The following is a 13,162-nucleotide window of genomic DNA, read 5'->3' on the forward strand; positions in this document are numbered from 1 at the left end:
TCTGGAAGGATGGCGCCATGGGATTGTTCAGCCGACGGAGCGATCAGGACGCCGACAACGTTGCGCTCGCCGCCGCGCGGGCCAGACTCTCCCCTGACGACGTGGACCAGGTGCGGTTCCTGCTCACCACCAAGAAGTCTGTGCACGCGGTCAAGCTCGTCCGGGACCGGACCGGCCTGGACCTGAAGCACGCCAAGAGCCTCGTCGACGACATCCGGCTCGGCCGCTACGTCCCGCCGGTCACCGACACCCCGGTCGTCCGCCTGCCCGGCACCAACCTGGCCGAGCGCACCCGCGCCCTCAAGGCACAGGGCGAGCTGCACCAGGCCACCGCCCTGGTCGTCTCCGAGACCGGGATGACCGAGGCCGAGGCCGGCCTGTTCGTCGGCGCCCTCAAAACCGACGTACCGGACTAGCCCTTAACGTAGGAGAACTTCTCGGCGATCTTGCCGTCGCGGAGGCGCAGTACGTCGACGCCGCGGACGTGACCGCGCTGACCTGACGCCTCTTGCCACGAGTACGTCCAGCGCACCACGCCCCGGTCGCCCAGCACCACGGACTCCTCGGTCTCGAATCGCGGGTCGTCGGTGTTCGCGAACAGCTTCTCCCACTCCGCGCGTACGGCGGCCGCGCCCTCGAACCGCACTCCGTCCGGCGCAGGCGACGTGGACTCGAACACACAGTCCTCGGTGACCAGCGCCATCACGGCTTCAAGGTCCTGCCGGTCGAACGCCGCTCCGAAACGGGCGACGATCGCGTCGCCCGTAGACCAGCGCGGGTCGCGCCCGAAGGCGCCGATCAGCTGGTCGCCCGGGTCCGTGAACCCCTCCATCGGATCGGCGACCATGCCGGCCGAGCGGTAGAGATCCGCCCGCTCCGCGAACCAGGTGGCGACCTCGTCCACCAGTTCCGGATCGAGCTGGGCCTCGGCGCCGATCGCCGCCGCCAGGTCCCAGCCGTGCACGAGATGGTCGGCGGCCAGCTGGCGCAGGTACTCCGGCGCATCCTCGGCGCCGTACGACAGGTGCACCTTCTCGATCGGTGCCCCGGCCGCCTCCTGCGCGGCGCGGGCCGCGGCGTAGGCGGCGGTCACCGGGTCGTCACCGAGAAGATCGCCGTCCAAGGAGTCGCCGACGTCCGCGATGGTCTTGCCCTCCATCAGCGGTACCGTCCAGCGCTCCTCACCGACGACGTGGTTCACCAGCTCACGAACGTTCCAGTCCGTGCAGGGCGTCGGAGCGGTCCACTGATCGGGACGCACCTCGCCCACCAACCTGGCGAAGTTGCCGACCGTCCGGTTGTGCAGTTCCACCACTTGCATGACGATTCCCCCTCTCAAGCGTCAGCGTCCGCCTGACGAGGGGAGGCGTCAATGACCCGGAGGTTACCGGCCGAGCTGGAGCTGCTGCGCGGCCTCGTGGGCGTGCTGTGAGGCCATCACGTCCCCAGTCGCCGCGAGCAGGTCGCCGTGGTGCCGGTAACAGGAGCCGGCCAGGTCCTTCATCACCGCGTCGTCGTCGGTGAACGGGATCAGCGCGGTCGCGACCTCCGCACACCAGCCGCCCAGGTCGAGCGCGAGGTCGGTGCGGCCGGCCTGGTAGTACGCCTCGGAGATGTCGAGCAGCAGCTGCGCCCAGATCGGCGCGTAGGTGCTGGTCTCGTACCGCATCCGGTGCGACTCCCGCTCGGAGGAGATCGCGAACAGGTAGTGCGCCTCCATTCCCAGAGTCAGCGCGGTGTCCACGTCCTGCATCAGCAGCGGGCGGACCAGCTCAGCCAGCTCGGTCGCGCGTACGGCGGCCGACTCCGGGTCGGTGCGACCGGACACGGTCGCCAGCGTCATCCCGGGTGCGGGCTCACTCAGCGCCAGCAGCCGGTGGTACTGCTCGAACGGGCCGAGCTTGATCTCCGCGTTCTCCAGCGCCGCGACCAGAGTCAGCGGCAGGCCGCGGTCCAGCTCCTCGGTGACCCGTTGAGCGGTCTCCGCGTCGGTGTCGAACGCCGTACGCAGGCAGGTCTCGCCCTCCATGATCCGGCCGACGACGCGGAGGTGCTTGCCCTTCCGGGTGAGCGCGGCGACCAGCGTGCGCATGTCGGTCGTCGACTCCGAGTCCGCGAGCGTGTCGGCCGTGCTCAGCCCGACCTCGTCCGCCTCCAGCGCCAGGTCGAGCCGGCCCTCGGCGGCGTGTACGTCGGCCGACACGGCGGTCGCCGTACACAGGTAACGCGCGTAGGACAGCGACTGCGGGCTCTCGTTGATCTGGTCTGCGAGCTGCAGGAACAACTGGGTCGCCGCGTCTGCGGACGCGACCGCCAGCGCGGGGTCGCCGTACCGGCGCAGGATCAGCGCGTTCATCGCGAGCACCCGGGCGAAGTCCGGCTGGTGCTTCAGCCCGTCCTCGCCGCCGACGAGCTGGCCGTACGCGATCACCGCGCCGTCCATCTCCAGTACGGCGGTCGCCCCGTGACCGCGATGGGCCTGAGTCATCGCCCGCCGCGCCCGCACGTCGGCCAGGAAGGAGGTGGCGTCGAGGACGCCGGCGTCGCTGAGCTCGGTGTAGCCGAGCTGGGCCTCGTGCAGCGCGGCGAGCGCTTCCTCGTGCCGGCCGGACGCGTTCAGCGAGCCGGCCAGCTCGTACTGCGTCGCGGCCATCAGGTGCTTGGCCTCGTAGTGATTCGGGTGCCCCTCGGCGCGTTCCCGGGCCAGCTCGATCACGCGTTGCTGGTACGGCCCGGCCTCGTCGGCCCGGCCTTCCTCGATCAGCACCTGTGCGGTCTGCAGAGCCTCAGCGAGCTCGTCCTCAGGAGGCGTCCAAAGCCCCCCGCTGTCCACCATCTCGACGTTCCACCCCTTCGCAGGTTCAGCCGTTCAGCTTAGTGGTCTACCGGGCGGAACACTTAGGCCTGACACGGCCGATTTCCGGTACTGACATGGGTATTACCGGCAGGTAGCCTGGATCCATGAGTGAGCAGACCTCGATTCCCGCGGATCCCGAGCTCGACCCGACCGCGTCGTACGCGACCGATCAATCGGTCGTGCGCCGTCTGTCGGGGCTGCTTCGCGCCTCGGCCGGGGCGAGGACGTCGTACGCGCCGGCGACCGGGCAGCCGATCGCCACGCTGCCGTTGTCCAGCCCGGACGACGTGGTCGCGGCGGTCCGTTCCGCGCGCCGGACGCAGCAGACCTGGAAGCGGGTGCCGCTGGCCGAGCGCGCGGCGATCCTGCTGCGGTACCACGACCTGGTCCTGGACCATCGGCACGAGCTCGTGGACCTGGTGATCCTCGAGTCGGGCAAGGCACGCAAGCAGGCCTTCGAGGAGGTCGCGCACGTCGCCCTCACCGCTCGCTACTACGGCCGCAAAGCCGCCGAGCTGCTCGAGCCGCAGCGCAAGCTGGGCATGTTCCCGATCCTGACCCGGGCCGAGCAGCGGTTCGTGCCGAAGGGTGTCGTCGGCATCATCTCGCCCTGGAACTACCCCCTCAGCATGGCGATGGCCGACGGTCTCCCGGCTGTCCTCGCGGGCAACGCCGTCGTCCACAAGCCCGACAGCCAGACCCCGCTGACCGCGCTCCGGGCGATCGAGCTGTTGTACGACGCCGGCCTGCCACGCGAGGTCTGGCAGCCGGTGAACGGCGAAGGCCCCACCGTGGGCGGCGCGATCATCCAGAACACCGACTACATCTGCTTCACCGGCTCGACCAAGACCGGCCGGCTGGTCGCGAAGCAGGCCGGCGAGCGCCTGATCGGCTGCAGCCTGGAACTCGGCGGCAAGAACCCGATGCTCGTACTACGGGACGCCGACATCAACCGGGCCGCGGAAGGCGCCGTACGGGCATGCTTCTCCAGCGCCGGCCAGTTGTGTGTCTCGATGGAGCGGTTGTACGTCGCCGACCAGGTGTACGACGCCTTCGTGACCGCCTTCATCGACCGGGTGAAGAAGCTCCGGCTGTCGGCCGGGACCGGCTGGGACGTCGACATGGGCTCGCTGATCTCCAAGGCGCAACTGGAGACCGTCACCCGGCATGTCGACGACGCTCGCGCGAAGGGCGCCGTCGTACTCGCGGGCGGGAAGGCGCGTCCCGACATCGGCCCGCTGTTCTACGAGCCGACTGTGCTGTCCGGGGTGACGCCCGAGATGGAGTGCTTCGACAACGAGACGTTCGGGCCGGTGGTGTCGATCTACCGGTTCTCCGACGAGTCCGAGGCGATCCAGCGCGCGAACGAAGGCGAGTACGGACTGAACGCGAGCGTCTGGACGCGGGACGGCCGGCGCGGCCGGGCGGTCGCCGCTCAACTGGTGGCCGGCACGGTCAACGTGAACGAGGCGTACGGCGCGACCTTCGGCTCGATCGACACCCCGATGGGCGGGATGCGAGCCTCCGGCCTCGGCCGCCGCCAGGGCGTCGAAGGCATCCGCCGGTACGTCGATGCACAGGCGATCGCGACCCAGCGGGTGCTCCCGATCGCGGCCTCGCACGGCATCTCCGACGAGGCCTACGCCGAATTCATGACCGGCGCCCTCCGGGTGCTCAAGAAACTGGGCCGCCCATGACTGAGCGAAGCGAAGTCATCGAACAACACAGCGCTGTTTCTGCGTCAGGCGCGCCCGGAGCGAAGCGAGGACGTGCATGAGGCAGAACGATTACGACGTCCTGATCATCGGGTCCGGGTTCGGTGGCAGCGTCAGCGCGTTGCGGCTGACCGAGAAGGGCTACAAGGTCGCCGTACTGGAAGCGGGCGCGCGGTTCGAGGACGCCGGGTTCGCGAAGAACTCGTGGGACAAGAGCCGGTTCCTGTTCGCGCCGAAGCTCGGCTGGTACGGCATCCAGCGGATCAGCGCGCTGCGGGACGTGATCATCCTGTCCGGCGCCGGTGTCGGCGGCGGCAGCCTGGTCTACGCGAACACCCTCTACGAACCGCTGCCCGCGTTCTACACCGACCGCCAGTGGGCGCACATCACCGACTGGAAGTCCGAGCTCGCGCCGTACTACGACCAGGCGAAGCGGATGCTCGGCGTCACGACGTACCCGCATTTCACCCCGGCCGACGAGGTGATGAAGCAGGTCGCCGACGACATGGGCGTGGGTGAGACCTTCCACCCGACCCCGGTCGGCGTCTTCTTCGGCGAGCCCGGCGTGGAGGTCGACGACCCGTACTTCGGCGGCGCCGGACCGCGCCGTACGGGCTGCATCGATTGCGGCGAGTGCATGACCGGCTGTCGGCACAACGCGAAGAACACGCTGACCAAGAACTACCTCTACCTGGCCGAGAAGGCCGGCGCCGAGGTGTACCCGATGACCACGGTCACCTCGGTCGAGCCGCTGCCGAACGGCGGGTACGCCGTCGACACCCGCCGTACCTCGAACCGCAAGAGCACGCGCCGGTTCACCGCCCAGCAGGTGGTGTTCGCCGCGTCCGCCCTGGGTACGGCGAAACTCCTGCACCGGCTCCGGGACGAGGGCAAGCTGCCGCGACTGTCCGACCGGCTCGGCGTGCTGACCCGGACCAACTCCGAGTCGTTGGTCGGGGCCATCGCCCGGGACCGGGACGTCGACTACACCCGCGGGGTCGCGATCACCTCGTCGTTCCACCCCGACGACATCACCCACATCGAGCCGGTGCGGTACGGCAAGGGCAGCAACGCGATGTCGCTGCTGCAGACCGTGCTGACCGACGGCGACGGGGACCGGCCGCGGTGGCGGACCTGGTTGCGCGAGCTCGGCGTGCAGCGGAAGAACATCCGCCGGCTGTACGACCTCAAGCACTGGTCCGAGCGGACCGTGATCGCGCTGGTGATGCAGACCGCGGACAACTCGATCACCACGTTCGGCCGGCGGGACCGGTTCGGCCGCTGGCGGCTGACCTCGAAACAGGGGCACGGCGCCCCGAACCCGTCCTGGATCCCGGTCGCGAACCAGGTGGTCCGGCGGATGGCGAAGCTGATGAACGGCACCCCGGGCGGCACCATCGGCGAGCCGTTCAACGTGCCGATGACAGCGCACTTCATCGGCGGCTGCGCGATCGGCGACTCGGCCGAGACCGGCGTGGTCGACCCCTACCACCGGGTCTACGGGTACGACGGCCTGCACATCCTGGACGGGTCGACGATCTCGGCGAACCTCGGCGTGAACCCGTCGCTGACGATCACCGCCCAAGCGGAGCGGGCGCTCTCGTTCTGGCCGAACAAGGGCGAGGACGACGCCCGGCCGCCGGTCGGATCGGCGTACCGGCGGGTGCAACCGGTGAAACCCGGGCATCCCGTCGTACCGGCCGATGCGCCGGGGGCGCTGCGGCTCCCGATCATCCCGAAGCAGTCTGTGACGAACCCGTAACACAACGACAACAGTTCACCAGTTGTCAGGTGAAATGAAGAAGCCTCAGCAAACTCGTGGGGCTGCTGAGGTTGGTGGGAATTGCGAAAAGCTCCAGAAAAGGGAGCAGGTCCCTCGGGAACGTTTCCGCCCAAATCGTTTCCCGAGGGACCCACTCAAGCCGGGGTGAGGCGCCCGGCGCTTTGGGATCGGGTCACCAACCACAGCTGGCGACCCGAGCTCTTGGTACCCCACTTTACATCCGATCCGGGGAGTTTCGAGCTTTCGCGGGTGGTTGTGACCACTCTGCGTGCTGATCGTAATGATCAGCCCTCAAGCTCTTCTGAATCGATACTGCGTTGCTCCCTGTGACCGAGAGGCTGTCGTCCTTGCGGTAACCGCCTCTGCACACATCAACGAGCCCCTCTACGGGGGGTTACGAGGTTCTCCGGAAAAATCCAGAAAGTTTTGCCGGGGCTGCGGAGAGTTGCTGCGACGGCTCGATCGCGGGTGTTCCACGTGACGCCCCTCGCAGCAGTTGTCCGGCTCCCTGACTTACTGTGGGCCGACCGTCAGATGAGGCAGGAGAACGATGAGCGACATCCTCGAGGTGGCCCGGGAGCAGGTTCTGGAGCGGGGCGTCGGCCTTTCCCAGGAACAGCTGGTCGAGGTCCTGCAGTCACCGGACGACCAACTGGCCGACCTGCTCGCGCTCGCGCACGAGGTGCGGGTGAAGTGGTGCGGCGAGGAGGTCGAGGTCGAGGGGATCATCTCGCTCAAGACCGGTGGCTGCCCGGAGGACTGCCACTTCTGCTCCCAGTCCGGCCAGTTCACCTCCCCGGTGCGCTCGGTCTGGCTGAACATCCCGGAGCTGGTCGAGGCCGCCAAGGAGACTGCGAAGACCGGCGCCACCGAGTTCTGCATCGTGGCCGCCGTCCGCGGTCCGGACCAGCGGCTGATGTCGCAGGTGAAGGCCGGCATCGAGGCGATCAACGCCGAGGTCGACATCAACATCGCCTGCTCGCTCGGCATGCTCACCCAGGAGCAGGTGGACGAGCTCAAGGCGATGGGTGTGCATCGCTACAACCACAACCTCGAGTCGGCCCGGTCGTACTTCGGCGACGTCGTCACCACGCACTCCTTCGAGGAGCGCTGGGACACCTGCCTGATGGTCAAGGAGTCCGGCATGGAGCTGTGCTGCGGCGGCCTGGTCGGGATGGGGGAGACCCTCGAGCAGCGCGCCGAGCTGGCCGCGCAACTGGCCGAGCTGGACCCGCACGAGGTGCCGCTCAACTTCCTCAACCCGCGGCCGGGGACGCCGTTCGGCGACCTCGAGATCATGGACGGCAAGGACGCGCTGCGCACGATCGCCGCGTTCCGGCTCGCGATGCCGCGGACCGTGCTCCGGTACGCCGGCGGCCGTGAGCTGACCCTGGGCGACCTGGGCACCCGCGACGGCCTGCTCGGCGGCATCAACGCCGTGATCGTCGGCAACTACCTGACCACCCTGGGCCGTCCCGCGACCGCCGACCTCGACCTGCTGGCCGAGCTGAAGATGCCGGTCAAGGAACTCCAGAAGACGCTGTGACCACGCTCGTGTACTGCGGCCACTGCGGCCGCGAGCTGGCCGACGGCAGTCACGAGGACTGCCGTCAGGCCCTGGCTCTGGAGCCTCCCCGCTACTGCGCCGAGTGCCGCCGCCGGATGGTCGTCCAGGTCCACCCGATGGGTTGGTCCGCCCGCTGCTCAGTGCACGGAGAGCTAACGGACAGCATCTGAAGCAGCCACCACATCGACGAGGCCGTGTCCTTTGTCGTACGACGTACTGCCTCCCCGTGGATCCGGTTGGTACGCAGCACCGTTGGTGTACTGGTGTGCGGTCGAGCGACGATCCCGGCGATGTGTGGCGCGGCCATCGACGTACCGCTGATCGTGTTGTAGTTGCCGCCGTCCAACGGGGCCAGCCCAGTGGTGCCAGTAACAATGCTTCGCTCAATGTAAGCCCGTGACCACGGAATGAGAAGGGCGAGCGAGAGGTGGCCCACATCGCGACCACCCGCGCCTCCGCACCCCTGCGCCAGCGATTACCGTGTGGACGGATCAGGCACGGAAGGTGGGCGCGGTGGCCGGCGAGTGGTGGCAACGGGACGCGGAGCGGCTGTGGCATCCGTACTCCTCGCTGAGCGATCCGTCCCCGGTCCGGTTGGTCCGCGGCGCTGACGGCGTACGGCTGCGGCTGGACGACGAAGCCGGCGGCACGGTCGAGGCGATCGACGCGATGGCGTCGTGGTGGTGCATGATCCACGGCTACCGCAACCCGGTGCTGGACGCCGCCGTGAAGAGCCAGGTGGACGACTTCAGCCACGTGATGTTCGGCGGGCTGACGCACGAGCCCGCGATCCGGCTGGCCGAGCGGCTGGTCGAGATCACCCCGGATCCGCTGCAGCACGTGTTCTTCTGCGACTCGGGTTCGGTGTCGGTCGAGGTCGCGATCAAGCTGGCCCTGCAGTACCAGGTTGCCCGGGGCAACAGTGGGCGGACCCGGCTGCTGACCGTCCGGGGCGGCTACCACGGCGACACATTCGCGCCGATGAGCGTGTGCGACCCGGTGAACGGGATGCACTCGCTGTTCACGGGCGCCTTGAAGGAGCAGTCGTTCGGCCCGCAACCGCCGGCCGGGTTCGACCGGCCGGAGGACGATCCGGAGCTCCGGGCCTGGGCCGCGGCCCTGACTGCTCTCGCGGACGAGCGTGCAGGGGAGATCGCCGCGATCGTCGTCGAGCCGGTCCTGCAGGGCGCGGGCGGGATGTACCCGTACAGCCCGGCCTGCCTGCGCGTACTGCGTGACCTCGCCGACCGGCACGGGTTCCTACTGATCTTGGACGAGATCGCCACCGGCTTCGGCCGGACCGGGACACTGTTTGCCTCCGAGCATGCGGGGATCGATCCCGACATCCTGTGCGTCGGTAAGGCCCTCACCGGCGGCTACCTCTCCTTGGCTGCGACCTTGTGTACGACGGACGTCGCGCACACCGTTTCGAACGGCCCGGGTGGCGCGCTGATGCACGGCCCGACCTTCATGGCGAACCCGTTGGCCTGCGCGGTTGCGCTTGCTTCGATCGACTTGTTGCTCTCGCAGGACTGGGCCGGCCGGGTTGCGCAGATATCTGCGGGTCTGTCGGCTGGTCTGGCGCCTGCGGCGTCGATGCCGGGCGTGAAGGATGTCCGCGTGATCGGTGCGGTCGGCGTCGTACAGCTGGGCGGTCCGGTCGACATGAAGCGGATGACGGACGCCGTGCTGCGGCGGGGCGTGTGGGTCCGGCCGTTCCGCGATCTGGTCTACACGATGCCGCCGTACGTCTGCACCGACGAGGAGATCGCGACCATCACCTCGGCGATCACCGGCGCGGTGCAGGAGGTCGGCTGATGCTCGAGGAGTGGCTCGCACCCAAGGCCGCGGCCCTGGAGTCGCGCGGCCTCACCCGCCGGCTCCGCGCTCGGTCTTCCGGCGAGGACCTGATCGACCTCGCAGGCAACGACTACCTCGGCCTGTCGCGCGACCCGCGGGTGATCTCCGCCGCCGCCGAGGCCTTGCAGACCTGGGGGACCGGCGCGACCGCGTCCCGCTTGGTCACCGGCACCACAGACCTGCATGAGGAACTGGAGTCGGCGCTGGCCGCCTACGTCGGGCAGGAGTCGGCGCTGGTGTTCTCGTCGGGCTACCTCGCCAACCTCGGTGTCGTGACAGCGCTCGGCGGTCCGGGCACTGTGCTGGTCTCGGACGAGCATGTGCATGCCTCCCTGATCGACGCTGGGCGGCTGGCCCGATCGCGTGTGGAAGTCGTCCCGCACAACGATGTGGACGCCGTCGGGAAAGTTCTTGCCGAACGCAACGAACCGCATGCGCTGGTGTTGACCGAGTCCGTCTTCAGCGTGCTGAGCGACGAGGCTCCGCTGACCTCGCTCGCCGCGGTTGCTCAGGCTCACGGCGCCGTACTCCTGGTCGACGAGGCCCACGGCCTGGGCGTCACCGGCGGCGGCCGTGGCTCGGTGGCGGCGGCGGGGCTGGCCGGCCTGGATCACGTGGTCGTCACCATGACGTTGTCCAAGTCGCTGGCTTCACAGGGTGGCGTCGTCCTGGGCCCGCGGTTGTTGCGTGAGCATCTGGTGAACCGGGCCCGGCCGTTCATCTACGACACCGGCCTCAACCCGGCCGCCTGCGCGGCTGCCCTGGCCGCGCTGCAGGTTTTACGGGCCGAGCCCGGGCGGCCCGATGCCATCCACGCCGCGACCGCCCGCCTGGCCGTGGCCTGTAACGTCCCGCGGCCGTCCGGTGCGGTCGTCTCCGTGCCGATGCCCGGGCCGCGTGAGACGGTCCAGGCCGCCGAGCTGTGCCTGGCCGCTGGCGTACGGGTCGGCAGCTTCCGCCCGCCATCCGTCCCCGACGGCATCTCGCGCCTGCGCCTGACCGCCAACGCGGGCCTCACCGCTGCCGACTTCGACCAGGCTTGCGCGGTCGTCATCGATGCGATCGGTCAGGTTTCATGATCCTCATCGTCACCGGCACCGACACCGGTGTAGGCAAAACGATCGCCACCGCCGCCCTCGCCGTACGCGCGGCACTTGCTGGCTCGGTCGCCGTCGTCAAACCCGCCCAAACCGGTGTCACTCCTGACGAACCAGGCGATCTCGCCGAGATACGCCGCCTGACCGGCCTCCCCGAAGCTCCCCTCTCCGCTCAGCCCGCCTCGACCACCTTCCACGAAGGTGTTCGGCTCCGCGACCCTCTCGCGCCTGCGACGGCTGCCCGGCGCGAAGGCGTCCCGCTTCCCAGCGTCGAAGAGCATGCCAAGCTCATCGACGACCTGGCGGCGACACATGACACCGTCCTCGTTGAAGGGGCGGGCGGACTGCTGGTCGGGTTGGACTCCGAGGGGCGCGGGCTCGCGGAGCTTGCCGCGCACCTGACGGCGCCTTGTGGGTTCGTGGTGGTCACACGTTCGGGTCTCGGCACGCTCAATCACACCGGGCTCACCGTCGAGGCGCTGCGCAGGCGGAACCTTCCGATCGAGGGGCTGATCATCGGCTCCTGGCCGGACGAGCCCGACCTGGCCGAGCAGTGCAATCTCGAGGATCTGCCGACGACGACCGGCGTACCGGTGATCGCCCGGATCCCGGCCGGAGCCGGTGCCATGGACGGGTTTGCGAGCGCGGCCGCGGGCTGGTTCGCGTGACCGGTTGCCCTGCCCGGTACGACGAGGAGCTCGGGTACTGGGTGGTCGACGATCCCGCGCTCGCGCGTGCGGTGATGCTGGATCCGGAGACGTTCCGGCCGGACAACGCCGTACTGGCTCACACGCCGTTGTCCGTGAAGGCGTTGCGGGTGTTGTCAGCGGTTGGTTTCGCGCTGCCGCCGACGCTGGCGAACAACGCGGGGGAGTCCCACCGCCCGATCCGCGCCGCCGTCGCCCGCTTCTTCAGCCCCGCCCGCGTCGCCGCGGTCGAGCCCCTCACCCGGTCGCTCGTATCCACCCGGGTAGCCACGGCGATGTCCGCCCTGGCCTCCGGCGACCAGCTCGACCTGGTCCAAAGCATCGCAGCCGAGCCCCCTGCCCTCGTGCTCCTGCACATGCTCGGCCTCCACGACGTCGACGTACCTGCACTCAAGTCCTGGAGCCAAGACTCCCTCGAACTCTTCTGGGGCCGGCCTGACGCGGACCGCCAACTCGAACTCGCCCACACCGCCGCCGAGTTCTACACCTGGCTCCGTACCCGCACAACCGCCGCCCGCAGCACCCCGACCGACGACCTGTTCGGTGTCCTGGTCGCCCTGGACCTAACCGACGAAGAGATCTGCGCCGTCGCCTACTTCCTCCTGATAGCCGGCCAAGAAACAACAACCCAACTCATCTCGACTGCTTTTCAGAGGTGCCTTGGGAGGTCCTTCGAGGCAGCCGAGGTTGTCGAGGAGGTGTTGCGGGAGGCTTCGTCGGTGCCTACGTGGCGGCGGGTTACGGCGAGGCCTGCGGTGATCGGTGGGGTCGAGCTGCCTGCGGCCGCTCCCGTCCTGCTCGGTCTGACCGGCCACGGCGGTCCTGCCGACCTCGCCTTCGGGATCGGCATCCACCGGTGTCTCGGCGCCGGCCTGGCCCGCCTCGAGGCCCGGGTGGCGCTGGAGTGTGCGGCCGACCTGCTGAGCGCCGTACGTCTGGTCGAAGAACCGCCCATGATCGACCTGCTGTCATTCAGGGCGCCCAAGCGACTTCGAGTCGTAACGCGGAGTAATACAAGCGACAACTGACGCCGATAGCGTTCCGCGGGTGAGCTTCCCACCTCGCCGCCGCGTGCGACTGTGGTTCGGCCGCCACCTGATCGCCGACTACATCGGCGACCCAGCCTCCGCCGACCGCCACGAGGCCGCCATGCGCCGCCGCTTCCCAGGCCTCCACACCACGAACGAGCCCCTCCGCACGACAGACCACACGCTGGCCAAACACTAGGGTTGCCTCCGGTCGCGGTGAGGTACGGCGCGAACCGCGGCGAGCTGAGCTTGGTGGCGACTGCAGCATGCTGAACGGTAGTTTGATTTGCTCGGGGCATGATCCTAAACTCGGGTACGAAGGCGGAGGCAGGTCTCTCCGTTACAAGATCGCCTGAAGGCCCGTCGGTGTTCGCGGTGGGCCTTTGGCATGTCGCGGGTCCGCGGCGACTCGTCGTTGAGCACTGAAGATTCGCTGCATCGTCGACAGGCAGCTCGAGATGCGGTAGAGCCTAACGGCTTGCGGTCGGGCGATGACACTTCGGCTGAGTCGGTCGCCGGCGGGCCGCTCCGGACAGCGGATTACAGCC

At 68.9% G+C, this 13,162-nt stretch carries 12 protein-coding genes and 1 pseudogene; 10 read left to right on the plus strand and 3 right to left on the minus strand.

Features of this window, described 5'->3' with window-relative positions:
- Positions 1-17 precede the first annotated feature (17 nt).
- Positions 18-416, plus strand: a complete 399-nt coding sequence (locus tag ACIBL3_RS14225; protein WP_396353705.1) for a hypothetical protein — start codon at positions 18-20, stop codon at positions 414-416.
- On the opposite strand, the gene ACIBL3_RS14230 is transcribed toward ACIBL3_RS14225, so the two are convergent.
- Positions 413-1,321 carry a TIGR03086 family metal-binding protein gene (locus ACIBL3_RS14230; RefSeq protein WP_396353706.1) on the minus strand — a complete coding sequence of 303 codons (909 nt, stop codon included), beginning with the start codon at positions 1,319-1,321 and terminating at the stop codon, positions 413-415. The two genes, ACIBL3_RS14225 and ACIBL3_RS14230, sit on opposite strands and share 4 nt — an antisense overlap.
- Positions 1,322-1,384: 63 nt before the next feature.
- Positions 1,385-2,836, minus strand: a complete 1,452-nt coding sequence (locus ACIBL3_RS14235) for a hypothetical protein (RefSeq protein ID WP_396353707.1) — start codon at positions 2,834-2,836, stop codon at positions 1,385-1,387.
- Positions 2,837-2,961: 125 nt separating this feature from the next.
- On the opposite strand from ACIBL3_RS14235, the gene ACIBL3_RS14240 reads away from it, so the two are divergent.
- From ACIBL3_RS14240 to ACIBL3_RS14255, 4 genes are all read left to right on the plus strand, one after another.
- The gene (locus ACIBL3_RS14240) at positions 2,962-4,554 is read left to right on the plus strand and encodes a succinic semialdehyde dehydrogenase (RefSeq protein ID WP_396353708.1); all 1,593 of its coding nucleotides are present in this window, start codon (positions 2,962-2,964) and stop codon (positions 4,552-4,554) included.
- 76 nt (positions 4,555-4,630) lie between these two features.
- Entirely contained in the window at positions 4,631-6,334 is a 1,704-nt protein-coding gene (locus ACIBL3_RS14245; RefSeq protein ID WP_396353709.1) for a GMC oxidoreductase, read from the plus strand.
- A 571-nt stretch (positions 6,335-6,905) separates the two neighbouring features.
- Positions 6,906-7,901, plus strand: a complete 996-nt coding sequence (gene bioB / locus ACIBL3_RS14250; protein WP_396353710.1) for a biotin synthase BioB — start codon at positions 6,906-6,908, stop codon at positions 7,899-7,901.
- Positions 7,898-8,092, plus strand: coding sequence for a hypothetical protein (locus tag ACIBL3_RS14255; RefSeq protein WP_396353711.1), 195 nt, complete (start codon positions 7,898-7,900; stop codon positions 8,090-8,092). The genes bioB and ACIBL3_RS14255 overlap by 4 nt, the downstream gene beginning before the upstream one ends.
- 56 nt (positions 8,093-8,148) lie before the next feature.
- Here ACIBL3_RS14255 and ACIBL3_RS14260 read toward each other — a convergent pair.
- Positions 8,149-8,229 (minus strand): annotated as a pseudogene (locus ACIBL3_RS14260) (hypothetical protein); the annotation flags it as partial.
- Between the two features lie 206 nt (positions 8,230-8,435).
- On the opposite strand from ACIBL3_RS14260, the gene ACIBL3_RS14265 reads away from it, so the two are divergent.
- From ACIBL3_RS14265 to ACIBL3_RS14285, 5 genes are read left to right on the plus strand one after another with little or no spacing between them, the layout of a single operon-like run.
- Positions 8,436-9,740: an adenosylmethionine--8-amino-7-oxononanoate transaminase gene (locus tag ACIBL3_RS14265; protein ID WP_396353712.1), complete on the plus strand. Its 1,305-nt coding sequence runs from the start codon at positions 8,436-8,438 to the stop codon at positions 9,738-9,740.
- Positions 9,740-10,861 (plus strand): 8-amino-7-oxononanoate synthase, encoded by a 1,122-nt coding sequence (locus ACIBL3_RS14270; RefSeq protein WP_396353713.1) that lies wholly within the window; start codon positions 9,740-9,742, stop codon positions 10,859-10,861. The genes ACIBL3_RS14265 and ACIBL3_RS14270 overlap by 1 nt, the downstream gene beginning before the upstream one ends.
- Positions 10,858-11,547, plus strand: a complete 690-nt coding sequence (gene bioD / locus ACIBL3_RS14275; protein ID WP_396353714.1) for a dethiobiotin synthase — start codon at positions 10,858-10,860, stop codon at positions 11,545-11,547. Before ACIBL3_RS14270 ends, bioD begins: the two co-directional genes overlap by 4 nt.
- Complete coding sequence (locus ACIBL3_RS14280) at positions 11,544-12,614, plus strand: hypothetical protein (protein WP_396353715.1); 1,071 nt, start codon at positions 11,544-11,546, stop codon at positions 12,612-12,614. The genes bioD and ACIBL3_RS14280 overlap by 4 nt, the downstream gene beginning before the upstream one ends.
- 19 nt (positions 12,615-12,633) lie before the next feature.
- Positions 12,634-12,813, plus strand: coding sequence for a hypothetical protein (locus ACIBL3_RS14285; protein WP_396353716.1), 180 nt, complete (start codon positions 12,634-12,636; stop codon positions 12,811-12,813).
- The last annotated feature ends 349 nt before the right edge of the window (positions 12,814-13,162 follow it).

It is taken from the genome of Kribbella sp. NPDC050124 (assembly GCF_044460355.1).
Taxonomy (GTDB): Bacteria; Actinomycetota; Actinomycetes; order Propionibacteriales; family Kribbellaceae; genus Kribbella.